General features: G+C 71.6%; 18 protein-coding genes and 3 pseudogenes. 14 read left to right on the forward strand and 7 right to left on the reverse strand.

Annotated features, from left to right (window positions below; translation table 11 throughout):
- Window positions 1-36: 36 nt before the first annotated feature.
- Window positions 37-192 (reverse strand): DUF6131 family protein, encoded by a 156-nt coding sequence (locus J7F03_RS22455; protein ID WP_214952159.1) that lies wholly within the window; start codon window positions 190-192, stop codon window positions 37-39.
- A gap of 251 nt (window positions 193-443) precedes the next feature.
- Between J7F03_RS22455 and J7F03_RS22460 the strand changes: the two genes are divergently transcribed.
- The 5 genes from J7F03_RS22460 to J7F03_RS22480 all read left to right on the forward strand — a co-directional run bounded on the left by J7F03_RS22460 (window position 444) and on the right by J7F03_RS22480 (window position 5448).
- Window positions 444-938 carry a MarR family winged helix-turn-helix transcriptional regulator gene (locus J7F03_RS22460; RefSeq protein WP_214952161.1) on the forward strand — a complete coding sequence of 165 codons (495 nt, stop codon included), beginning with the start codon at window positions 444-446 and terminating at the stop codon, window positions 936-938.
- Window positions 935-1378: a MarR family transcriptional regulator gene (locus J7F03_RS22465; RefSeq protein WP_214952163.1), complete on the forward strand. Its 444-nt coding sequence runs from the start codon at window positions 935-937 to the stop codon at window positions 1376-1378. Before J7F03_RS22460 ends, J7F03_RS22465 begins: the two co-directional genes overlap by 4 nt.
- Before the next feature lie 430 nt (window positions 1379-1808).
- Entirely contained in the window at window positions 1809-3416 is a 1608-nt protein-coding gene (locus J7F03_RS22470) for an alpha/beta hydrolase (protein ID WP_214952165.1), read from the forward strand.
- Between the two features lie 179 nt (window positions 3417-3595).
- Window positions 3596-4909, forward strand: a complete 1314-nt coding sequence (locus J7F03_RS22475; protein ID WP_214952167.1) for a hypothetical protein — start codon at window positions 3596-3598, stop codon at window positions 4907-4909.
- 38 nt (window positions 4910-4947) lie between these two features.
- The gene (locus J7F03_RS22480) at window positions 4948-5448 is read left to right on the forward strand and encodes a hypothetical protein (RefSeq protein WP_214952169.1); all 501 of its coding nucleotides are present in this window, start codon (window positions 4948-4950) and stop codon (window positions 5446-5448) included.
- A 148-nt stretch (window positions 5449-5596) separates the two neighbouring features.
- On the opposite strand, the gene J7F03_RS22485 is transcribed toward J7F03_RS22480, so the two are convergent.
- Window positions 5597-5965 carry a PRC-barrel domain-containing protein gene (locus tag J7F03_RS22485; protein WP_214952171.1) on the reverse strand — a complete coding sequence of 123 codons (369 nt, stop codon included), beginning with the start codon at window positions 5963-5965 and terminating at the stop codon, window positions 5597-5599.
- Window positions 5966-6094: 129 nt separating this feature from the next.
- The gene (locus tag J7F03_RS22490; RefSeq protein ID WP_251072299.1) at window positions 6095-7099 is read right to left on the reverse strand and encodes an MFS transporter; all 1005 of its coding nucleotides are present in this window, start codon (window positions 7097-7099) and stop codon (window positions 6095-6097) included.
- Window positions 7100-7258: 159 nt separating this feature from the next.
- Here J7F03_RS22490 and J7F03_RS22495 point away from each other — a divergent pair.
- The 4 genes and pseudogenes from J7F03_RS22495 (at window position 7259) to J7F03_RS22510 (ending at window position 10308) form a co-directional block, all read left to right on the forward strand.
- A pseudogene (locus J7F03_RS22495) lies at window positions 7259-8179 on the forward strand (FecCD family ABC transporter permease).
- Window positions 8176-8967, forward strand: coding sequence for an ABC transporter ATP-binding protein (locus tag J7F03_RS22500; RefSeq protein ID WP_308379910.1), 792 nt, complete (start codon window positions 8176-8178; stop codon window positions 8965-8967). The pseudogene J7F03_RS22495 and the gene J7F03_RS22500 overlap by 4 nt, the downstream one beginning before the upstream one ends.
- Before the next feature lie 107 nt (window positions 8968-9074).
- A pseudogene (locus tag J7F03_RS22505) lies at window positions 9075-9488 on the forward strand (cysteine synthase); the annotation flags it as partial.
- Window positions 9489-9576: 88 nt separating this feature from the next.
- On the forward strand, window positions 9577-10308 hold the full coding sequence (locus J7F03_RS22510; RefSeq protein ID WP_214952173.1) for a TetR-like C-terminal domain-containing protein: 732 nt from the start codon (window positions 9577-9579) through the stop codon (window positions 10306-10308).
- A 149-nt stretch (window positions 10309-10457) separates the two neighbouring features.
- Here J7F03_RS22510 and J7F03_RS41200 read toward each other — a convergent pair.
- A pseudogene (locus J7F03_RS41200) lies at window positions 10458-10598 on the reverse strand (DNA alkylation repair protein); the annotation flags it as partial.
- Between the two features lie 163 nt (window positions 10599-10761).
- On the opposite strand from J7F03_RS41200, the gene J7F03_RS42385 reads away from it, so the two are divergent.
- From J7F03_RS42385 to J7F03_RS22535, 5 genes are all read left to right on the forward strand, one after another.
- Window positions 10762-11385, forward strand: a complete 624-nt coding sequence (locus J7F03_RS42385; RefSeq protein WP_214952175.1) for a DUF6193 family natural product biosynthesis protein — start codon at window positions 10762-10764, stop codon at window positions 11383-11385.
- 447 nt (window positions 11386-11832) lie between these two features.
- Complete coding sequence (locus tag J7F03_RS22520) at window positions 11833-16590, forward strand: type I polyketide synthase (protein WP_214952177.1); 4758 nt, start codon at window positions 11833-11835, stop codon at window positions 16588-16590.
- An 11-nt stretch (window positions 16591-16601) separates the two neighbouring features.
- Entirely contained in the window at window positions 16602-17294 is a 693-nt protein-coding gene (locus J7F03_RS22525) for a 4'-phosphopantetheinyl transferase superfamily protein (RefSeq protein WP_214952179.1), read from the forward strand.
- Window positions 17295-17421: 127 nt separating this feature from the next.
- Window positions 17422-19869 (forward strand): SpoIIE family protein phosphatase, encoded by a 2448-nt coding sequence (locus J7F03_RS22530; RefSeq protein ID WP_214952181.1) that lies wholly within the window; start codon window positions 17422-17424, stop codon window positions 19867-19869.
- Window positions 19870-20073: 204 nt separating this feature from the next.
- Window positions 20074-20310, forward strand: a complete 237-nt coding sequence (locus J7F03_RS22535; RefSeq protein ID WP_214952183.1) for a response regulator transcription factor — start codon at window positions 20074-20076, stop codon at window positions 20308-20310.
- A 31-nt stretch (window positions 20311-20341) separates the two neighbouring features.
- Here J7F03_RS22535 and J7F03_RS22540 read toward each other — a convergent pair whose 3' ends face one another.
- The 3 genes from J7F03_RS22540 to J7F03_RS22550 all read right to left on the reverse strand — a co-directional run bounded on the left by J7F03_RS22540 (window position 20342) and on the right by J7F03_RS22550 (window position 22703).
- Window positions 20342-21358 (reverse strand): serine/threonine-protein kinase, encoded by a 1017-nt coding sequence (locus tag J7F03_RS22540; protein ID WP_214952184.1) that lies wholly within the window; start codon window positions 21356-21358, stop codon window positions 20342-20344.
- 153 nt (window positions 21359-21511) lie between these two features.
- Complete coding sequence (locus tag J7F03_RS22545; protein ID WP_214952186.1) at window positions 21512-22108, reverse strand: hypothetical protein; 597 nt, start codon at window positions 22106-22108, stop codon at window positions 21512-21514.
- A 118-nt stretch (window positions 22109-22226) separates the two neighbouring features.
- A complete protein-coding gene (locus J7F03_RS22550; protein ID WP_214952188.1) occupies window positions 22227-22703 on the reverse strand; it encodes a hypothetical protein in 477 nt (158 codons plus the stop codon).
- Window positions 22704-22749 lie beyond the last annotated feature (46 nt).

Consider the following 22749-nt stretch of genomic DNA (forward strand, 5'->3'; position numbering starts at 1 on the left):
GGCGCGCCACCCGCCCGGCACGTGACGGCCCACGGGCTACCAGTAATGGCGTCGGCCGCCGACCGCGTGCCCGACCGAACCCAGAATCCACAGCACCGCCCCCACCACGAGCAAGATGACCCCGATGGTCCACAGGATGGAGATTCCGGTCAGAAATCCGATGAGCAGGAGGATGAGTCCGGCAAAAAGCATGATGTCCTCGTTCTCACGTCGGGAATGCGGCGGAACGGTTTGATCCGCCGCGGTGCCTCAGATCGCGTGTACCCGAGAATTCCGTCCGTATCTGCGACTCAGCCCCGATCCCCCGCGGCGGGAAACCCACTTGCCCGGTCGACCTCCACACGTGTCAGCGCACGGCCCACATGCGCACGCCCTGGATACCGACCGCACGCCCGCGCCGAAAATAGTAGCCATGGACATAGTAGCCATGTACTCTATTGGACATGAGCAAGGCTTCAACGGGCCCCACGCCCGGTTTCCTGGTGTGGCGGCTCGCCAACAAGTGGCGTGTCGCGGTCGATCGCGCGGTGGCTCCACTGGGTCTCACCCACGCGCAGTACTCGCTGGTCGCGTCGCTGCACGGCATGCAGCGCGCCGGCGAGCGGCCCAGTCAGCGCCGACTCGCCGACCACACCGGCCTGGAGGCGCTGTACGTATCGAAGCTGGCGCGCGCCCTGGAGTCGGCCGGCCTGATCGAGCGCACCCGCGATCCACGCGATCCGCGCGCCGTACAGCTCGCCCTCACCGAGCAGGGCCAGGCCGTCACGCGGCAGGCCATCGCGGTGGTCCAGGAACTGCTTCAGCGGTTGCTGGAGCCGCTCGGCGGCCTCGACGCCCCGCGGACGCGCGCGTTCACCGACGAACTGACGACCCTGCTCAACGCGCCTCTCGCTCCATCCGGAACCAACGACCAGAGCACCAAGGGGACAACACCATGACCACCACGACACCCTTCGCCGACGCCCGCGCCCTCGGCCTGGCCCACTACGCCGCCCGCGGCGTCCTGGAGCACGTGCTCGCCCGGCACGGCATCACGTTCCAGCAGCAGATCGCCCTGCGCGCCGCCGTCACCGCCGACGCCCCGCGGACGCCGGACGATCTCGTCACTCAGGTCCGGGGCTCCCTCAAGGCCGATCCGGCCGACATCCGCGCCACTCTCGACGAGCTGCTGGCGAAGCAGCTGCTCGTCGCTGACGGCGCGCACCTTCGCCCCACGGATGCAGGGCGCGAGCTGATGGCCGCCGTCGGCGCGGAGACCACCCCCATCACCGCCCGCGTCTGGGGCGGGATGCCCGCCGAGGACCTGGCCGCCGCCGGCCGCGTCCTCGCCCTGGTCACCGAGCGCGCCAACGCGGAGCTTGCGGCGCTGACCGCCTGACCACCCGGCCGGCCGATCGGATGCGCACTCGACCGCCGATCGCGGGGACTGCGTCGCCGCGGCACGGGTGCTCGGCGGGCTGGTCGAGGAGGTGCCCGACAGACGGGCCCGGCCAGGGTGTTCAGCCTGCGCGTTTGCCGGAGGCGTACAACCCTGGTTGTAGCCGGATGCTTCCCCTGGTGGGAGGAGGGGTCACCTCCTGGTGGTAAGGAGGGATCAACCCCTGGTGGGCCGATCTCGGCGGCGAACGGCGGCTACGTTGTCGTCCGGCGGTGACCGCATGTCCCGGATCACCGCATGGGGAACATGAGGCAACCCGTTCGGCGCACCGGACTCCGTATGGCCGCGCTGCCGGCCGGCCTGCGCCTTGTGCCGACCCCCCGGCCTCGCACGCTGCTCCTACCGACCTGTCGCAGAGGGAGTTCACCGCATGCAGACCCGTTTGTCTCGTGACCCGCGCGAGCGAGTGGTGTGGGGGATAGCCCTCGTCCTGATCACGGTCGCGGCACTCCTCGGCGTCACACCCGGCACCGCCACCGCGACGACCACCGCCGCCCCACCCGTGCCGGTCCTGTCGTGGGGCCCCTGCGACGACCCGGGGGACGGCTTCGAGTGCGCGACCGCCCAGGTACCGCTGGACCACCGCCGGCCCACCGGGCCTACGATCCCGCTCGCGGTCACCCGGCGGCTCGCGGCCGACCGGGCCCACCGCACCGGTGTCCTGCTGCTGCACCCCGGCGGACCCGGCAACTCCGGCGTGAACTTCGCCCGTAACAGCTACGACGCGCTCCCCGCCTCCCTTCGTGACGCCTTCGACGTCGTCGGGTACGACATGCGCGGAGTGGCGCGCAGCGGACAGCTGGAGTGCTGGAACGACAAGGAGTACTCCGCCGCCGTCGACGCCGCGCGCGGCGTACCCGGCCCGGGAGCCCTGAACGGCGCCATCCGGCAGGGCCTCGACTTCGCCACCGCCTGTCAGCAACGGTCCGGTGACCTGGTGCCGTTCATCGGCACCGGCTCGAACGCCAAGGACATCGACCTCCTGCGCCAGGCCCTCGGCGAGGAGACGCTCACCTTCTACGGCCGTTCCTTCGGCAGCTACGTCGGCACCGTATACGCCGCGCAGTTCCCCCGGCGCGTCCGCGCCATGGTCCTGGACGGCGCCTACGATCCGCGGCACTACGCCGACGTGCCGTACGCCTACGACGCCGGGCAGTTCCTCGCCCTGGACGCGGCGGTCGGCCGCTTCCTGGACTGGTGCGCGCGGAATGCCACCGCGTGCGGATTCGGCGAAGGCCGGCCGCGGCAGGCCTTCGAACAGCTCAAGCGGGCGCTGGACGCCGACCCCGTCATCACGGCGAGCGGACGCCCGGCCACCGGTTACACCCTCGCCTACCGCCTGATGTTCAACATCAACGCGGGCAAGGAGATCTGGCCGGCGTTGGGAGAGGCCCTGCGGGCGGCCCAGGCACACCAGGGTTCGTTCCTGCTGTCCCCGCCCTCCCCCGCGTCCTTCGACTTCCTCAACGTCAACATGGCCGTCGAGTGCGCCGACCGCGTCTATCCGACCAGCCCCCTGCTCCTGGGCTCGCTGGTCAGCGCCCAGGTCTCCGCCACTCCGCTGCTGGGACCCCCCATCGGCCTCGGGCCGCCCACCTACGACCACAACCACGCGCCCACCTGCGCCCAGTGGCCGGCGGAGCGCCCGAGCCGCTTCGAGGGCTCCTACCGGGCGGCCGGTTCCGCCCCGATCCTGGTCCTCGGCACGACCGGGGACCCGGACACCCCGTACCAGGACGCCGTGGCCCTCGCCGGGACGCTGGACAACGGACGGCTGCTGACCTTCGCCGGTGAAGGACACACCGCGTACAACCGGAGCGCGTGCGTCTCCGCGCTGGTCACGGAGTACCTCGCCACCCTGGCACTGCCCGCACGGGGCACCGTCTGTGCGGACGAGACGCCCCCGGGACCGCTCGGCCGCCGCACCGCGGGCATCGAGGTCGACGAGACGCGCGATGTGATCCCCGCCCTCCGCTGAGCACCTCGCGCCGAGCACCGGCCGCCGAGCGGGGCCGCAGCCGACCATCGGCTGCGGCCCCGCCCTCGTGTCGAGCAGCGATGGTCTACCCGGCCGTGGGATGCCGGGTCGGCTCTGGCAGGCTGTGGGTCGCGGCTCAAAAAGCACGAAGCGGGTCGCGTCGTGATTAGGGGAATCTCATGGCCACAGGGGCGATCGACACCGCACAGGTGCCCAAGGCGCTTCTCACCGGAGCCTATACCGCGGCCCGCCGTATCCAGATGCAGTCGTTCGCCATCGACGGCGCGGCAGAACAGATCTACGTCCTGCAGTGCATCCCGGCCGGCGTCCGGCTCGCGGACGAGCCGAAGGCCCTGCCCTTCGAAGAACGCCTCACCGCTGGTGACCTGGTCTGCACCCGGATGGACTTCCAGGGCAACGTACTGGACCGGATGTATCTGCGCGGATTCGGACACGGCACCGCTCTCAGCGTCGTGGCGAGGGCAGGCGGCGGGGTCGACCTCTGGCTGGACGGGCTGGCCAGGCAGGAGAGCTACGGCAGCGAGGGACAGGCCGTGGCCACCACCGCGTACGTTCCCTCCACCGACACCGCCGTGGACTGCGTGGACACCAGCAGGGTCCGCACCTGGGCCCCCTCCGGCCCCCAGCAGCACTACGTCCCCGCCGTCGACACCCTGAACCGGCGCATCGCCGTCGCCACCCGGACGGCCGCACCGGCCGACAGGAACAGCTACGTGTACAAGTACCGGCTGTACGACTTCGACGCCGCCGCCCGCGGCAAGTGGATCCCGCTGCACACCGTGACCCGCACTCAGGCCTACCCTCAGGGCGTGGCCACCTTCGGTGATCATCTCTACACATGGACCGGTCGGGGCGATGAGGACGACGCCTGGGTCACCACCGTCGACTGGCGCACCGGCGAGCCCGTCCAGGCCACCCTGATCCGGCGCGAACCGTCCGATGCCACCCGCGAGCCCGAGGGGATCGCCCTGTGGACCCCGGCCGACGGGGAAGCCGCCAAGACCCGGCTCTGCCTCGGCTTCGGGGTGTCGCACGTGCTACCCGACGGCACCCGCTCCGACCGCGCCCTCACCGTCAAGTACCTGGCCGGCCCCGCAGAGCCCGACCTGACCGTCCACGTCCTGGTCGACTGGACCGACATCACCCTCGCGACGGACGTCACGTCGGGGTTCGCTTCGCGCCCGCCCCGGGCGCGGCTCATCTCCCTTGCCGGCAACCGGCTCCTCCAGCTGTCCGGAATGGTCAAGTGCTCGTTCGCCGACTCGACCTCCGACGGGATCATCGGCACGCTCCCGGCCGCGCTGTGGCCCAGTTTCGACCTGGACGTCGCCTGTCCCCGCAACGCCCGCACCGGATTGGCGGTCTGCCGGGTCGCGGTCAACGTCAACGGGACGCTCTACGCCGAAGGCGGCACACCCGTGAACACGATCGACTGGATCCAGCTCGACAACTTCTCCACTGCTTGGGCCTGACGGCCGGCGTCCCCCTCCATCCCCTGAAAGGCCCCGCAATGACCACTGCCGCGCCCCCCGGCCGCAGCCGCCGCTACCTGCTCGCCGCCGCCGTCGCCCTGCCCGCCGCCGCGGCCGGCGCGACCTTCCTGGGTTCCTCGCCCGCCACCGCCGACACCGACATCGCGGTCGTCCAGCCGTGGACGCCCATCGTGCTCGCCGCGCACGTCCTCCCGGACGGCAATACGCCGCACGCCCGGATCGTACGGATCGCGGGCACCGAGTTCCTCCAGATGCGCGGCGGCATCACCTGCGAGAAGGGGTACGAGTTCAACGGCGGGAGCACGCCCGAGACGAACGACCTGCTCGGCACCCTCCCGGCGGCGCTGCGGCCCACGACGGACTACGTTCGCGGGGTCGCTCCCCGCAACAACGAGTCCGGTTCCAGCAGCTGCCAGGTCGAGGTCAACCTCGCCGGCGAGATCCACGTCTTCGGCGCCCTGAAGACCAACAAGATCGCCTGGGTCCGGCTGGACAGCTTCTCGGCGATCCGTCACTGAGGGCTCCGGCACCCCGGGGTCGTCCGGCCGCGACCGGCCGGACGACCCCGGAAGCAGCGCACCTCGCCCGCCGACCTGGCTTCGTACGTCGAAACGGCCGGCCGACGCGGGACGACCGGGGCCCGGGCCCCGGGGTCCCGCTGCCGGTTCAGACGATGCGGCCTCCGAAGGGGCCGCCGGTGCTGTAGTAGGTGCCCAGCTCCGCACGGTACTCGGGGTCACCGAGGTGCTTGTCCCGGTGGAACTCCGGGGCGTCCTTGATCTGTTCCTTGGTGCGGTCGACGTAGATCTTCTTCTCCGCCGCGTCCACCCGGATCACGGTGCTCGCCGGAAGGAGGACCTCCTTGCCGAAGATCCACACTCCGGTGTCCACGACCAAGTAGGCGTCACCAACCTCGTCGGAGTGCTTGTCCACCTTGCCGATACCGCCGTCGGTCGCCTCGACCTTGTAGCCCGTCAGATCGGTGCCGGCCAGGTGGCCGGCGGTCGACTTGTAACTCCACACATGCTCAGTCACGCGAAAACAACTCCTCCGGTAAGCGGAAGGCAGCCGGGTGTTCCCCTGCCGCCGGTCCTTTTCCGTATGTCGTGCGTGGCGGTTTCACACCCCGCTTGAACTCCGCCTGCCCCGTGCTCCGCGCTTCATTCACCGGGTTCGACGCGCTGCCGGCGTGTCCGTCGACCGATGGAGGCCGCTACCGAAATGACGGGCGGTCGGGACCAGCGCGGCCGCGGCGGGTACGAGGAAGCAGGACGCGGCGCATGCGGCGAGGACCGGAGTGACGCCGAAGGTGTCGATGGCCGGGGCGATCAGGGCCAGGCCGATCGGGGCCAGGCCGTAGGACACGAGGAAGTCGAGGGAGGAGACGCGGGCCAGCTTGTCCGGGGCGACCTCGCGCTGGGTGGCCGTGAACCAGGGCACGTTGAACAGTTCGATCCCGATTCCCGCCACGACGTAGGCGGCGATCACGACGGCCGGGTGGACGGGCAGCATCAGGCTCAACGGGGCGAACCCGTACGCGGCCAGCCCCGCGAAGGCGGCCCAGCCCGGGGAGCGGGGGCGCCGGCGTGCGGTGACCAGGGCGCCGCCGAGCGCGCCCACGGTGTAGGCGGTCATGGCCGCGGCCGGCACCCACTCGGTGCCGTAGCGGTCGCGGCTGATCAGGGGCAGGGCGACGCTCGTGGCTGAGTAGCCCAGCGCGATCACGGCGGTCAGGGCGCCGAGGCCCGCGACGAACCACGGGTGGCGGCGGGCCTCGCGTATGCCGTCGATGAATTCGGCACGGAGCGACGCGCGCGGAGCGGGCGCGGTGGGCTCGGTGGGCTCGGTGGGCTCGGCGTCGGGGTCCGGGACGGCACCCCGGCCCGGCGTGAACGCGGCGACGAGCCAGAGCAGTCCGATCCCCAGCAGCAGCGTCCCCACGTCGACGAAGGCCGCGAGCAACGCGGTCAGGGCGGGGCCGGCCAGGGTGGAGGTCCGTACCGCCAGGGTCATGGCGGCGTTGGCCTGCTGTCGGCGGTCGGCGTCGACGGTCTCGGCCGTGAGCGCCTGGAAGGCGGGTCGGCAGGCCCCGCTGACCTGGCGGGCCGCCCGGGACGGGGGCCCGGGCCCGGGGATCCACCGGTGGATCCGCCGGCCGATCCGCTGCATCCGGCGGCCCGTGGGGCGAGGGTGACGGCGCCGCTCACCGCGCCGTCGGCCCCGCCCCGGGCCGGCCGGTCCGCGCCGGCCCGGGCGGGGCTGTTCCTCGCGCTGGTGCTCGTACTGGCCGCGTCGGTGGCGGCCGGCACGCGCATCGGCACCGCCGACGTGGGATGGACCGGCCTCGCCCGGGTCTTCGCCTCCCGGCTCGGCCTGGGCGCCGAGCCGCTGCCGCCGTTGCTCGACTCGCTCATCTGGGATCTGCGCCTGCCCCGCGTCCTGATGGCCGCCCTGGTCGGCGCCTCGCTCGCGGTCTGCGGCACGGTTCTCCAGGCCGTCACCCGCAACGCCCTCGCCGACCCGTAACTGCTCGGCGTGTCCTCGGGCGCGTCGACCGGAGCCGTCACCGTGCTCGTACTGGGGGTGGGCGCCGGCACCCTCGGGATCACCGGCGGCGCTCTCCTCGGCGCCCTGCTCTCCTTCGGCCTGCTGCTGACGCTGCTGCGCAGGACCCGGCTGGAATCGGTCCGCATCGTCCTCACCGGCGTGGTCGTCGGACAGCTCTTCACCGCGCTGACCTCGCTCGTCCTGATGGCCTCCGCGGACGCCGACACCACGCGCGCCATCACCCACTGGCTGCTGGGCTCGATGGCCCCCGCCCGCTGGGACGCCGTCGCGGTCTGCGCGGTCGTCACACCGCTCGGGCTGGCGGCTGCCTCGCTGTGCGCGAACTCCCTGGACGCACTCGCGTTCGGCGCGGACACCGCCGCGTCCCTGGGGATCGACGTACGGCGCACCCGGATGCTGCTCCTCGTGGTGACGGCCGTGCTGACCTCCGTGGCGGTGGCCACGGTCGGAGCCATCGGGTTCGTCGGCCTGATCGTGCCGCACGGGGTGCGGTTCCTCGTCGGGCCGCGGCACCGGGTGCTGCTGCCGTACGCGGCGCTCGCGGGCGCGGTGTTCCTGGTGTGGACCGACGCCCTGGCGCGGGTCGCCTTCGCGCCCCGGGAACTTCCGGTCGGCGTCCTCACCGCGCTGCTCGGCGTACCGCTGTTCCTCCTCGTCCTGCGCAGGAGGGGTGACCTGTGAGGATCACCTCCGAAGGACTGAGCTGGTCGGCGTCGGGCATGCCCATCGTCCGCGGGGTGAGCCTGGACATCGCTCCGGGCGAGACGGTCGGACTGCTCGGCCCCAAGGGCTCGGGCAAGTCCTCCCTGCTGCGCTGCCTGGCCGGACTGCGCAAACCCGACGCGGGCGCGGTGCACTTCGACGGTCGGCCCGTGCGGGACTGGAGCGCCCGCCGGATCGCCCGTCGGATCGCCTTCGTCGAGCAGGACTCCGCTCTCGACACCGACCTGCGCGTCGCCGATGTCGTGGGGCTGGGGCGAACCCCGTTCCGCGACCGCTGGCGAGGGCCGCACGACACCGATCGGGCGGTCGTCGCCGCCGCACTGGACCGCGTAGGGCTCACCGCACTCGCCGGGCGCACCTGGAAGGCCTTGTCCGGCGGCGAGCGGCAGCGCGCCCACATCGCCCGCGCACTCGCCCAGCAGCCGTACGGCCTCCTGCTCGACGAGCCGACCAACCACCTCGACGTCAAGCACCAGTTGGAGCTCATGGAGCTGCTGGCCGGGGCCGATCAGACGGTCCTGGTCGCGCTGCACGACCTCTCGCTCGCCGCCCGCTACTGCGACCGGCCGCGGCTCATGCACCACGGACGCCTGGTCGCCTCCGCCACGCCTGCCGCCGTCCTCACGTCCCGGCACCTCGCCCAGATCTTCGAGGTGGACGCGGAACTCGCCACCGACGCCCGGGGCCACGCCGCGATCACCTACCGCGGCCCACTGCGTACCACCGTCCCTCAAACCGCTCTGTGACAAGGAACCTCATGACGACCCGTACAAGCACCACGCCCGCACCCACCGTCGACGCCCTCATCTCGGCCGTACTGGCCGGTGAACACGGCCCGCTGCCCGGCGACCTCGTGGCCGACCCCGAGATCATCATCGCCGGGATCGGCAGTTCCATCCCCTTCGAGAACGTCAGCCACGCGTCGTACGACACGCTCCACTGGATCTCCTTCGACGCCGCCCTGGCCGGCAGCGTCGACCTGCTGCGACGGCACGCGGTGTTCGCGGGGCTGTCCACCGGAGCGGGCTACCTCGCAGCCCGCTGGGAGCGGGACCAGTCCCCGGAGCGGACGGTCCTCTTCATCGCCGCCGACACCGGCCACCGCTACGTGGACACCGTGTACGCCCGCCACGCCGAGGCGGTCGCGCTCGACTCCCTCGCCCCGCGCCCCGTGACCACCCAAGCCGAACCCTCCCTCCCCTGGTCCCGCATGCGGTGGGACCGGGCACCAGCCGCATGCGGATTCGGGCCCGGGCTCCGGAACTGATCGGCGTATGGCTGGGATCACAGCCCGGTTCCGAGGCGCTCGCGCGAAGACACCCAGGGGCGTGGTAGCCGACAGGTACGTTTTGGCCATGGATGTTTCCACGAACGCTACCTTCGAGAACACTGGGCGGCCTGCGGTCATCAAGGCCACCGCGCGCCGACTGCTGGCGGAACTGGGGGCCGGAGGACTGTCCCTGGACGCCGTTGCCGGGGGCAGCGGACTTGCCGTCACCGACCTGGAAGCCGTCTTCCCGCATCGGGACGACCTGCTCACCGCACTGGTCATCGACGCCTACGACGGGTCCGCCACCGCGATGGAACAGGCCGATCAGGCGGCCAGGGCGGCCGGTGCGTCAGCGGGCGGGCGGCTCCTCGCGGTGACTCGCGCGCTGCGGACGTGGTCCTTCGACAACTCCGGTGAATTCACACTGATCTACGGCTCGCCCGTTCCGGGCTACCACGCCCCGCAGGACACCGTCCTGTCCGCCTCACGCACCCCCGCGGTGCTGGCCGGCATCGTGCGTTCGGCGCTGGAAAGTGGTGAACTCACCCCGCCCCGGCGGACGGTGCCCGGACCTCCCCTGCTCCGGCCGGAGGCCGTGGAGCTCTTCGGCGGTGTGCCACAGGCCCCGTTCTCGGACCTCATCGAGCGCGGCATCGTGCTGTGGAGCAATCTGATCGGGCTCCTGGTCTTCCAAGTCTTCAGCCGGACCCACGACAGCGTCCGGGACGAGTCCGCGTACTTCGACTTCGCCATCGCCGTGGCGGCCGAAAGCATCGGACTGGTGGTTCCTCCGGACGGGGACTCCCCCACCGAGTAGCCGGACGGCAGCGAGTCAGAGACCGGCGAGGAACTCCCGAACCGTGGCCGCGAAGGCTTCCGGGGCCGCCGGTTGGACGAAGTGGTCGGTGTCCAGGGGGCGGTACATCGTCCCGGGGCACCGATCGGCCACGTCCTGGGCCTGACGGGTTTCAGCCGCTTCGCGAGCGCGCGGAGCTTGCCGAGGTTCACACCGTGATCGTCACCCTGTTTCTCGTTCACCTTGCGCGTCTTCGGGTCCTCGAGGCCGGCCAGCTCGGCCATCACCTCGGCCAACGCCGTCTCGGCCACCTCAGCCTCCTGTCCGTCACGTGTGCAATTCAGCCTACGACGGAAGGCGGCCTCCTGTCGTACACGCCGGTTCGGCGGAATCGAAGCCTGAACGTCATCACCCGGCAGCCTTGCCGCCGCCCTGGAACAGCTGGCGGCCGACCTCGGCGCCGACCTCACGGTGGTGTCCGGTGACTGGGGGCCGCGCGTTTCGGCGGGCATCGCCTCGTCGGTCCCCGGGCGCAAGCCCCTGTCCGTGCACATCGGGGCGGACAGCCGTCGGTTCGGCGTCTCGGGCTGGAGCCAGGGGGTCGAGCTCATCACCGGATCCACTCCTGACCTGGCGGATGTCGTCAGGGCTGCTGGGGTGTGGGGAAAGGACAGGAGCCTGCGAGAACTGCGCGCGGAGGTGCCGTTCCTGCACTCCAGCGAGCGCGCCGAGGCCCACGAACGCGGGCCGGCCGCGGTGGTGGAGCTGCAGTGGCGCACGATGCGCGAGCAGGCGGCCGGGGCCCCGGAATTCCCTGAGTTCGGCGAACTCGTGGAAGCGGCTCATGCCGAGCCGAGGCTGCGACAGCTCTATGTGTTCTCCAGCCACTGGACACTCGGCTTCAGCTCCCGCACCGGATTCCCGTTCCGCGATGACGTGGCCATCGCCCCGTCATCCAACCGCAGCCCGTACCGCGTGATGACGCGTCCTCACTCCGACGTCCTCGGCGAGGCCGCCACGGCCCAGGAGGCCGTCGCCCTGGCGGTGTCCCACCTCCCCGCCGATCTCGGCCCGGCTGTCGCCGGAACCGCCGAATGAGATGAGTGACGAGCTACAAGCTGAACTCCGTCACCGAATGTCACTGAATGTCACTGAGGCTCCCCGTGCGACCGGGCCGGCCCGGTCGGCCTGGTCGAAGCCGGTCGAGATCCGCATGCTTTCGCTCCTGGCTCGGCGGTGCAGCGGTCGGCGATCCGCCGCGTCCCGCTCCGGCACGTGGGCGACGTACAGCCCCCGCATCGCGTGCCGCGATCAGCGGCAGGGCGCCGATCGGCCCCGGCGGGTCGTCGATCACCAGCATGAGCCCGGACCACCGGCTTCTGTCAAGTAACGAATAGCCGGGGCTACGGCCTCAGCCCTCCGCCGGGCACGGTGGAAGTCGACCCCCTGCGCGGAGCAGGAGGAACACCATCCGGAGCACAGGCATCCGTGTCCCCGCCGCCCCGGTTGCCGACCCCCGGGGCGCTACGCCAAGGAAGATCCCTCATGACTGACATCGCCATCATCGGACTCGGCTGCCGCTTTCCCGGTGCCCCCGACATCCATGGCTACTGGAAGCTCCTGATGAGCGGGGAGCGGCAGTTCTCCGCCGTCCCGAGGGAGCGGTGGAACCACGAGACCTTCTACGAACCCGGCAACCGGTCGGCCCCGAACGCGGCGTACACCGACCAGGTCGCCTTCCTGGACGGCGTGGACCGTTTCGACGCCCTGCACTACGGGGTGCCGCCCGCTCGGGCCCGGGCCATGGACCCGCAGCACCGGCTGATGCTCGACGTCACCCGCGAGGCCCTCGACGACGCGGGGCTGGGCCGCGGCGACTTCGACCGGGAGAACACCGGGGCCTTCTTCGGAATCTCGGTGTCCGACTACAAGGACCTCATGACGACCCCCATCCGGGCCCTCACCATGGCCGAGGAATCGCGTGCCCCGGACGGCCACGACGGCCTTGACGCCCTCAAGGAGCAGGCAGGACAGCTGGGCGCCATTCAGAGCTTCACCCTGCCCGGAAGCCTCCTCAACATGGCGGCCGGCACCGTCAGCCGCCACTTCGACCTCGGGGGCCCCAGCTTCGCCGTCGACGCCGCCTGCTCCGGCTCGCTGGTCGCCCTCGACCAGGCGATGGCCCACTTGCGCCAGGGAACCTGCCGGACCGCCCTCGTCGGCGGCGTGTACCTCAACCTCACCCCCGACAGCCTCGTCGGCTTCTCCAGGCTCCGCGCGCTGTCCGCCGCCGGTGTATGCCGCCCGTTCGACGAGGGGGCCGACGGCTTCGTCCTCGGCGAAGGCGCCGGTGTCGTCGTCATACGGCCGCTCGCCGACGCCCTCGCCGACGGCGACCGCGTCTACGCGGTGATCAAGGGCATCGGCTCGGCCAACGACGGCGCGTCTCCCGGACCGCTGGTCCCCACCGCCGAAGGCCAGCTGCGTGCCATGCGCCGGGCCTACGACGACGCGGGGGTCGCCCCCTCTTCCGTGGGCTTCCTCGAGGCCCACGGCACCGGCACCGCCGCCGGTGACCGTGCCGAGGCGGAGGCGCTGCGCCGGCTGCGCACCGAGTACCCCGACGACGACCCCGGTCTGTGCTACGTCGGCGCGGGCAAGGCCCTCATCGGGCACTCCCTGGCCGCGGCAGGCATCGCGGGACTGATCAAGACGGCTCTGGTCGTCCACCACCGCACGATCGTGCCGCAGCCGGAGACCACCCCCCATCCTGACCTGGGCATCTCCGACGCGGGTCTGCGCTTCGCCGCCACGGCACGGCCCTTTCTGGACACGGGCACCCCGCGACGTGCCGCCGTCAGCTCGTTCGGCTTCGGCGGCACGAACGTCCATGTGGTGCTGGAAGAGCAGCAGCCCGCCCCGGCCCCCGGCCGTCTCCCCGAACGCGCCGAAGACACCGGACCGCTTCTCGTCCTCCTCTCGGCCGGCAACGCCGAGCTCCTGGACCAGCACATCGGCGAAGTACTCGACGCACTCGACACGGCGGACTGTGCCCCGCTGGCCGCTGTGGCCCACACCCTCGGCGCGCGGGTACCGCTGACGGCCCGGCTCGCGATCGTGGCCACCGACACCGACGCGTTCCTCGAGCGGCTGCGCCACGCCCGTGAGCAGCTCCTCGCCGGCGCCCGGGGCGACCTCGGCGACGGCGCCTACGCCGCCGACGCCCCCCTGCCGGCCGCGCAGCGCCGCATCGCCTTCCTCTTCCCCGGCCAGGGCAGTCAGCGGCCGGGCATGATGCGGGACTTCTACGAGAGGTTCCCCGCCTTCCGGTCGGCCGTCGGCGTCCTCAGTGCCGTGGCCCGAGGGGACGTCGGCTTCGACCTCGGCGATCTGCTGTACGGCGAAGCCGCGACGTCCCGAGGCGACGCGGAGGAGCTCAGGCAGCGGCTCGCCGCCACGGACGTGTGCCAGCCCCTGCTCGGTACCGTGCAGATCGCCGCCACCCGTGTCCTCGCCGACTGCGGCGTCGCTCCCGACCTCGCCCTCGGTCACAGCCTCGGAGAGTTCGCCGCGGCCGCGGCGGCCGGAGCGCTCACCAACGTGGACACCGTCCGGCTGCTCGTCCACCGGGGCGCGGCCCTCCGGCAGGCCGAGTCCGGCTTCCGGGGCGGGATGCTCGCCGTGCAGAGCGACGAGGAGACCTGCCGCCGACTCATGGACGGCATCGACGACGTGTGGCTCGCCTGCTTCAACCAGCCGCGGCAGGTCGTGGTCAGCGGCACGCTGGAAGGGCTCGCCGCCCTGCGGCAGGCCTGCGCCGAGGACGGTGTCGTCACGGCGGCGCTCGAGGTCTCCAACGCCTTCCACTCCCCGCGGCTGGCCTGCGCCGAGGAGGCCGTGCGCTCGGGCCTCGCCACCCGCCGCATCAGCAGCCCCGTCCTGCCGTTCGTCTCCTCCGTGAACGCGGAGGTCTGCACCGACCCCGACCGGCTGCGCGAGCTGTGGACCCGGCACGCGTCCACGCCAGTCCACTTCAGCGATGCCGTCCGAACCGCCTACGACCAGGGGGCCCGCATATTCCTCCAGGTGACCGGCGGCAACTCGCTCCTCACCTCGGTCCGCCGCAACCTCACCGGCCACGGCGACGTTCACGTCGTCCCCGCCTGCGGGGAGGCACCGGACGGCGGGCGCGCCTTCGCCCTGGCCCTCGCCCGGCTCGCCGTCCTGGGCGCCCCGGTCGACCCGCGCGCCCTGGTTCCCCAGGAGGACCGCCGGCTGCTGGACCTGCCGGTGGCGAGGCTCGACACCCAGTCCTACTGGGTGTCGGGCAAGCGCCCCTCGAAGAAGGACACCTCCGCTCCCGCCCAGCCCATATCGCCCGAGGAGACCTCGATGAACGCCCCGACGAACGACCCGATGAACGAGCTGCTCCAGCTGGTCCAGCAGCAGGCGACGCTGATCACCCGCCTCACCGAGGCGCTCCCCGCACCGAACCCGCCCGCGCAGACCACGCCGCCGTCGACGGCCGGAACGGCACCTGTGCCCGCCTCTCCGGCCATCGCCCTCCCCACAGCCCCTGTGGTCCCTGACGTCCCCGCTGCCGCCGCCGACTCATCCTCTTCTCGCGCTCCGGCCGACGAGGAGCCGCCGACCGGGGGCATCGACGCGGTCACCGACGCCGTGCTCGAGCACGTGGCCCGGATCAGCGCGTTCCCGGTGAGTCATCTGCGCGGCGACCAGCTCCTGATCGACGAACTCGGTTTCGACTCGCTGATGCTGACCGACCTGTTCACCTCCCTCAAGCGGCAGTGGCCGAGCTGGGAGTTCGACGAGAAGGTCGCCGACCGGCCGACCGTCGGGAGTGTCGCCGCGCTGATCGCGAGCAGCACCGGGGACGCCGTACCGGCGGCCGTCCCCGGACAGCGCGCCGAACCCGTCGACGCCGCACACGCCGAAGAAACCGCGTCACCGTCCGTCGACGCGCCCGCGGACCCGCTGCCCGCGGCCCCGCCGTCCGCCGACCCGCGCCCGGACTGCCCCGCGTCGGCCGCCCCGGCCCCCTCTGCGCTGCCCGAGGAGCACACGCGGATCGAGTGCTTCCCGGAGGTCACCGCCCACGGCGAGCGCATCGCCTCGCTCGCCGGGATGGGGCTGGCCAACCCGTACTTCCTCGTCCACGAAGGCGGTATGACGGACACGACCGTCGTCGACGGCCGGGAACTGCTCTCGTTCTCCAGCTACAACTACCTGGGCATGGCCACGCACCGCACGGTGAACGAGGCGGCCAAGGAGGCGATCGAACGCTTCGGTACGTCGGTGTCCGCCAGCCGGCTGCTGTCCGGCAGCCGTCCGCTCCACCTGGAACTCGACACCGAACTCGCCGGCCTGCTCGGATGCGAGGCCGCGATCACCCTGGCCAACGGGCACGCCACCAACGTCACCGTGATCGGGCACCTCGTCGGGCCCGGGGACCTCGTCATCCACGACTCCCTCGCCCACGACAGCATCCTGCAGGGATGCAAGCTGTCGGGCGCGACCCGGCGGCCGTTCCCCCACAACGACGCGGCCGCCCTCGACGCCATCCTCACGCAGGTCCGCCACCAGTACCGGCGGGTGCTGGTCGTCATCGAGGGCGTGTACAGCATGGACGGCGACATCGCCGACCTGCCCGCCCTCGTCGAGGTCAAGCAGCGGCACGGCGCGCTGCTGATGATCGACGAGGCGCACAGCATCGGCACGATCGGCGAGACGGGGCGCGGCATCGGCGAGTACCACGGCATCGAGCGCCCGGCCGTCGATCTGTGGTCGGGCACGCTGTCCAAGGCGCTTGCCAGCTGCGGTGGCTACGTCGCCGGGAGCCGCTCGGTCATCGAGTACCTGCGCTACACCGTTCCGGGCTTCGTCTTCAGCGCCGGCATGACCCCGGCCGACACCGCCGCCTCCCTGACCGCTCTGCGAGTGCTGCGCCGCGAGCCGGAGCGCGTGACACGCCTCGCGGAGAACGCCGCGCTGTTCGTCCGCCTCGCGCGCGGCGCGGGCATCGACATCGGGGACAGCCACGACACGGCGATCGTCCCGTGCATCGTCGGGGATTCGCTGAAGACCCTGCGACTGGCGGAAGCCCTGTTCCAGCAGGGCATCAGTGTCAATCCCATCCTCTACCCGGCCGTACCCGAGGAAATGGCCCGGCTGCGCTTCTTCATCACGTGCGACCACACGCCCGAGCAGATCCGTCGCACGGTGACCGTGCTGGAGCAGGAGCTGCGGCACCTGGACCCGGCTCCGGCCGCCGCAGCCGCCTGATCCCCGCTGCCATGGACACCACGTTCCAGTCGATCGCGCCGGGCCGCATCCACCGGTGGGGCGGAGCAGCCCTCATCGTGGCCCGGCGCCGGGACCTCCACCAGGCACCGGTTCTCTCACCGGCCGAACAGCGCGTGGTCCACGCGCTGCCGGGCTGGCGGCAGGCCGAGTGGGCGGCCGGCCGACTGCTCGCCAAGCGCCTGGTCGGCGAAGTGACCGCCGCGCCGGCGGACGAGGTGGAGGTCCTCCCGCGTGAGGACGGCAGCCCTTACGCCGTCGTCGGCGGCAGTCCGATGCCCGCCGTGAGCGTCTCCATCAGCCACACCGCCGGGCACGTCGCCGCAGCCGTCGCACCGCAGCCGGTCGGCGTGGACCTGTGCGAGACGGTCTCGGCCGCCGCGGTACGCCGGGTCGCCGACCACGCCCTGTCCCCCGGGGAACTCTCCCTCATCGGTACGGACCGGCCCGATGCCTTGGCCGGCGCCTGGGCTCTGAAGGAAGCCGCGGTCAAGGCCGACCGGAGCGGCATCTTCGGCGCCGCCCCGCGCGGCATCGTGATCCTCGGCCTCCGGCCGCCCGTACTCGGCGGACGGCGCCGCGCGATGGTGTGGCGGGCGGGAGACGCGGTCCTCGCCCTCGTCCTCGCGCACCCGGCCTCGCCGCCGGACCCCCCGGCGGCCCTCACCCCCGGTCCGACCGGCTGAGCGTGCCTCGTGACGGCATTGCGTTGGTGCTCCTTGCCCCGCCGGATCATGCTTGTCAGTGGAACCCCTGGCCGTGCAGGTCCCGTGTGACGGCGGGCAGGAACTACCGAGGGCGAGATGAGCGGCGATGGAGCGACTTCCCACCTCTCCTGGTGAGCGGCCGGAGGAGACGGATGTCTCCCCCGAGTCGGCATACACGGCCACGGCCACCATCGACGAGCAGGGCATCGTCACCGAGTGGAGTGAGGGCGCCCGTCGACTGCTCGGCTACCCGCCCTCCGAGGTCGTGGGGCTGCCCGCCTCCGGCTTGCTCGCCGACGGCGGCGACGGTCCGGCGCAGCGGATCCCGGCCGGTCAGGAGCGGTGGAGCGGCACGGTGGCGCTGCGGCACCAGGACGGCCGGCGGCTGGAGCTGAGGCTGCTCGCGCACCGTTGGACGGCTTCCAGCGGGATCACCAAATGGTTCGTGGTGTCCGCGGTGGCGGGCGGGTCCCGCACGCCTCTGGACGAACCGTTGAGGGCATGGGCGTTCGCCCAGTCCCCCTGCTTCCTGGCGGTCTTCGATGAGGACCTGCGGCTGGTGCTTGCGAACGGCGGCATGATGCGCGTGCTTTCCCTCACGGAGGGCGAGATGCGCGGACTGCGCCTGCCGGACATCGCGCCGGACCCTGTGAGCGACGAGACCGAGCGCAGGATGCGCCTCGCGTTGGAGACCGGTGAGCCGCAGTACGTCGATGCCTTCATCCGCCCCGCGGCCGCGAGCTTGGGGCGCGGCTGGGCCACCTTGCTGGCCCCGTTGCGGGACCCGGACGGCAGGGTGCGCGGCGTGTGCCTGGCCGCGCACGACAAGACCGGAATGGTGGGTGACCGTCCGCAGCTGCTCGTTCCGAGCGACAGCTACGCCGATGCCGCCGCCCGCATCGGTACCACCCCGGACAGCGCCCGTACCGCGCAGGAGCTGGCCGACGTCGCCGTCCCCCGGCTCGCCGACTTCGCGGTCGTCGACCTGCTGGAACCCCTCCCGCGCCGCGACAAGCCGACCGCCGGCCCCGTGGCCGGGCCGGTCACCGTGCGGCGTACCGCTGTGCGCTCGATCCTCGAAGGAAGCCCCGAGTCCCGGGTCGCGGCCGGACAGACGATCGTCTATCCACCGCTGTCACCGGTCGTCGAGCGTCTGGCGGCGGGCCGTGGCGCGGTGTACGGGACGACCGACCCGGCCATCGCCCGATGGGTGGCCGAGGACCCCGGGGCCGCCTGGATCAGCGAGTCCGGGACCCACTCCATGATGGTGGTGCCGCTGTGTACCGGCGGTATCACTCTCGGGCTGGCCATCTTCGGCCGCCACCAGCACCGGGAGCCCTTCCAGCCGAAGGACCTGTGGCTGGCCGAGGAGCTCACGACCAAAGCGGCCGTCAGCGTCCGCAACGCGCCCCGGCACCCCCTCCGGGAGCACACCACCACGATGACGCTGCAGCGCAGCCTGCTCCCGCACTCGCTGCCCGATCAGACGGCGCTGGAGATCGCCTCCCGTTACCTGCCCGCCGGGGGCGAGGCCGGCGTGGGCGGCGACTGGTTCGACGTGATCCCGCTGTCCGGCGCGCGGGTGGCCTTGGTCGTGGGCGATGTCGTCGGCCACGGCATGCGCGCCTCCGCGACCATGGGCCGGCTGCGCACCGCCGTACGCACCCTGGCCGACGTCGACCTGCCGCCCGACGAGCTGCTCACCCATCTCGACGACCTCGTCATCCACCTGTCCGCCGACGAGGCCGACCCGGACGGAGCCGGGGAATCCGCCGGGGGCATCGGCACCACCTGCCTGTACGTGGTCTACGACCCGGTCACCCGCCGCTGCACCGTCGCCCGGGCGGGCCACCCCCCGCCCGTCGTCGTCTCCCCCGACGGCTCTGTGTACCTCCTCGACGTCCCGGCCGGCCCGCCGCTGGGACTGGGGGGCCTGCCCTTCGAGACCGTCGAGGTCGAGCTTCCCGAGTGGAGCATCCTCGCCCTGTACACCGATGGTCTGCTCCAACCCCGGGACCACGACATCGACGACAGTCTGGACTCCATGTTCACGGCGCTCGCCCGTCCCGCCTCCACGCTGGACACGGTCTGCGACCGCGTTCTGACAGCGCTGCTGACCCATCCCCCCGATGACGACGTCGCCCTGCTCGTCGCCCGTACCCGGGCCCTGCACGCCGACAAGGTCGTCGTCTGGGAAGTGCCGTCCGACGCCTCCGTCGTCGCCCAGGCCCGTCGTGACGCCACCGAGCAGCTGACGGCCTGGGGGCTCGATGAGGCCGCGTTCGTCACGGAGCTCGTGGTCAGCGAGCTGGTCACCAATGCCATCCGCTACGGCGAGCCGCCCATCCAGCTGCGGCTGATCCACGAGAACAGCACCCTGATCTGCGAAGTCTCGGACGCGAGCAATACCGCCCCGCACATGCGGCGTGCCCGGATCTTCGACGAGGGAGGGCGTGGCCTGCTGCTGGTCGCCCAGCTCGCCCAGCGCTGGGGCACCCGGCACACGCCCGAGGGAAAGACCATCTGGGCCGAGCAGTCCCTCATCGGGTTCTGAGGAGCAGCACGACTTCGCTGAGATCGTGCCCGTGACGCGCGGGTAGGCGTTCCCTGTGACACGGCTGTGACAGTCGGCGGACACCATCATGAAGTCCCACCGACAGGCTCTTTAACACGGACATACATCCACATTCCTGGATATGTCCACTGCTTCCGAGGATGTGAGCAGAGATGACCGAGCCGACGTGTCGGAGGGAATCCCATGAGCCTCACACTGACCATGCCGAACGCCGTAGGCCCCGCCCCCGCAGCCGCACTCGCCCCGCGCGAGCAGGAGGCACTGCGACACATCGCCGCAGGGCGCACCTACGTGCAGACCGCCCGCTCCATGGGACTCTCCAAGCACACGGTCGACGCCTATCTCCGCCGCATCCGGGCCAAGCTGGGCGTGAACACCTCGGCGGAACTGATCCGGCAGGCCATCACCCTCGGACTGTGACCCCTCACCCGCTCCTACCGCCCGGCGTGGTCTACGACCCGCCGGGCGCGCCGGCGAAGACGGGCCGGGCCCAGTCCGGAGGCTCCGGAGGCGGTACGCGCTTCTCCGAGAGCCCGGGCCCGGGATCCACCCGCGATGGCGGATCGAGGCTCATGCCGACACCGCTCCCGGTGGCGACCCGCAGGGCCGCCACGAATTCCCGGCAGGAGCCGTAGCGGTCCTCAGGGACCTTCGCCAGAGCCTTCGCCAAGACCTCGTCAGCAGCCGGCGCGATTCCCAGCCGCCTCTCCGTCAGGAGGGGCGGCTTGTCGTATTGGTGCGCCCACAACAGCGCCGGGGCGTCGTCGCGCTCGAAGGGCGGCCCGCCGGCGAGGGTTTCGTAGACGACACAGGCGAGGCTGTAGACGTCGCACCTGCCGTCCACCGGGCGGCCGGAGATCTGTTCCGGCGCCATGTAGTCGAGCGTGCCGACGAACTCGCCCGCGGTGGTGAATCCCGTGAGCGACCGGGTTCTCTTCGTCAGTCCGAAGTCCGTGAGATACGCGTGCTCGGGGTGCTCGCTGTCGGTGCCCGCCGCGATCAGGATGTTGCCGGGCTTGACGTCCCGGTGCACCAGATCGTGCTCATGGGCCGCGTCGAGTGCGGATGCCACCTGGGCGGCGATGCGCAGGGCGGTCGCCACGGGAAGCGGCCCGTCCCGGTCCAGCAAGCCCCTCAGGTCCAGACCGGCGACGTAGCGCATGGCGATGTACAGGACGCCGTCCGTCTCACCGGCTTCGAAGATCGGCACGATGTGGGGGTGGTCGATCCTCGCGGCCACACGTGACTCGTGGGTGAAGCGGCGGCGGAAGACGTCGTCACGGACACGCTCCGGGGCGATCAGCTTGAGCGCGACCGTACGGTCCAGGCGCAGGTCCTTCGCGCAGTAGACGACGGCCATGCCACCACGGCCGATCATGCGCTCGATCCGGTAGCCCGCGATCTCCATGCCGATCAGGCCGGAGGGCCGGCCCGTGTACAGGCTTGGGGGGTGCGATGCCGTACCCATCAGGCGCCTCCCCGCACTCGGCCGACCCGGCGAGCGCTCTGCGCAGCCGGGGCCGCTCTTTCTACCCGAAAGTCTATCCAGTGATCCATACGAGTGCCCACAAAGGGCCCTGCGCGGTATGCGCGGGGCCCTTGGAACACGTGCCGGCGGGGGTCAGTCCTCACCTCCGTCGCCACCCCTTCCGCCCTGACCACTGGTCTGGCAGCCGATGCCGACGCAGATGCCGCCGTCGCCGCCCGTGCCGCCGTCGCCGCCGTCACCGCCGGGCCGCGCGGCCCCGCCGTTGCCACCGTTGCCGCCATTGGAGCTGCCGTTGCACACTCCGGCACAGACCCCGCCGCGACCGCCGTTCGTGCCGTTGCCGCCCACGGGGCCGGTAGTGCCGTTGCCGCCGTTGGCGCTGCCGTTGCACTGCCCGACACAGACCCCGCCCTTGGTGCCGTTGCTGCCGTTGGCCGATCCGTCGCACTGGCCCGCGCACACCCTGTCACCGACGCGGACGCTGCCGTTGCCCACCTTGACGTTGCCGCTGCCCGCTTTGAACTTGCCGAGCACCTTGCCGGTGCCGGTCCGGTTCCCGCCCTGCCCGCCGTCACCGCCGCCGAAGGCGAGGCCGTGCTGCTGGCCCGCGACGACCTGGGCCGCCGGGGTGGCCGGAGCCGCTGTGGCGGCGGGCGCCATGGCACCGGCGCCGATCAGGGTCGTCGAGATGGCAATACCGATACGAAACTTCCAAGAGCGCACTCGCATGAGATTCTCCCTAGCAAGAAATTGAATCCGTATGTGATTTCCGGTGGCGAAAGAGTCGGGCCCCCCGGCCCATAGGGGCCGAGGAGCCCTGCCACCCCAGATTTCCCGCCTCAGTTCCTCACTGGGAGAAGGGGGAGTCGCCTCCCATCAGGGAGAACCAGTCACCTTCCTCGTACTGCTCCTTCCAGGTGTCGAGCTGCGCCTCCGAGATGTCGTACTTCTTGGCGATCTTCTCCTTCATCTCGTCCGAGTCGTCGGCCAGCAGGATCATCACGATCTGCACCTTGTCGACCACGGAAAGCTCGGACTTCTCCTTGTCGGGCAGGTCACCGAATCGGAGGCATCCGGAGCGACCGGCCTTGCCGGGCTCGCCCGGCTCGCCGGGCTTGCCGCCCTTGCCGCCTTCTCCGCCCTTGCCGCCCTCTCCGCCCTTGCCGATCTTGACGCAGGGTTCCGGGTGGTCAGCGACGACCGAGGAGCTGATGCTGGTCGAGGTGGGGTGCTCCGACGCTTGCGCGGCACACGCCGTACCGGTGACGAAGGCCAGGGAGACCGCCGCCAGGATGAGCGGACGCTGCCAGGAAGTCGTGAACATGGGATTTCTCCGTTGCCGTGATCAAGAGGGGTGGGGGGATGGGAAG

Source organism: Streptomyces sp. ISL-43 (assembly GCF_018614195.1).
GTDB lineage: Bacteria > Actinomycetota > Actinomycetes > Streptomycetales > Streptomycetaceae > Streptomyces.

Excerpts from the sequence above, each read along its gene's own strand:
- J7F03_RS22460 (WP_214952161.1), top strand. The coding sequence starts at position 444 with ATGAGCAAGGCTTCAACGGGCCCCACGCCCGGTTTCCTGGTGTGGCGG.
- J7F03_RS22530 (WP_214952181.1), top strand. The coding sequence starts at position 17,422 with ATGGAGCGACTTCCCACCTCTCCTGGTGAGCGGCCGGAGGAGACGGAT.
- J7F03_RS22490 (WP_251072299.1), bottom strand. The coding sequence starts at position 7,099 with ATGCAGCGGATCGGCCGGCGGATCCACCGGTGGATCCCCGGGCCCGGG.
- J7F03_RS22510 (WP_214952173.1), top strand. The coding sequence starts at position 9,577 with ATGGATGTTTCCACGAACGCTACCTTCGAGAACACTGGGCGGCCTGCG.
- J7F03_RS22525 (WP_214952179.1), top strand. The coding sequence starts at position 16,602 with ATGGACACCACGTTCCAGTCGATCGCGCCGGGCCGCATCCACCGGTGG.
- J7F03_RS22455 (WP_214952159.1), bottom strand. The coding sequence starts at position 192 with ATGCTTTTTGCCGGACTCATCCTCCTGCTCATCGGATTTCTGACCGGA.
- J7F03_RS22535 (WP_214952183.1), top strand. The coding sequence starts at position 20,074 with ATGAGCCTCACACTGACCATGCCGAACGCCGTAGGCCCCGCCCCCGCA.
- J7F03_RS22480 (WP_214952169.1), top strand. The coding sequence starts at position 4,948 with ATGACCACTGCCGCGCCCCCCGGCCGCAGCCGCCGCTACCTGCTCGCC.
- J7F03_RS22475 (WP_214952167.1), top strand. The coding sequence starts at position 3,596 with ATGGCCACAGGGGCGATCGACACCGCACAGGTGCCCAAGGCGCTTCTC.
- J7F03_RS22540 (WP_214952184.1), bottom strand. The coding sequence starts at position 21,358 with ATGGGTACGGCATCGCACCCCCCAAGCCTGTACACGGGCCGGCCCTCC.
- J7F03_RS22545 (WP_214952186.1), bottom strand. The coding sequence starts at position 22,108 with ATGCGAGTGCGCTCTTGGAAGTTTCGTATCGGTATTGCCATCTCGACG.
- J7F03_RS22520 (WP_214952177.1), top strand. The coding sequence starts at position 11,833 with ATGACTGACATCGCCATCATCGGACTCGGCTGCCGCTTTCCCGGTGCC.
- J7F03_RS22465 (WP_214952163.1), top strand. The coding sequence starts at position 935 with ATGACCACCACGACACCCTTCGCCGACGCCCGCGCCCTCGGCCTGGCC.
- J7F03_RS22470 (WP_214952165.1), top strand. The coding sequence starts at position 1,809 with ATGCAGACCCGTTTGTCTCGTGACCCGCGCGAGCGAGTGGTGTGGGGG.
- J7F03_RS22550 (WP_214952188.1), bottom strand. The coding sequence starts at position 22,703 with ATGTTCACGACTTCCTGGCAGCGTCCGCTCATCCTGGCGGCGGTCTCC.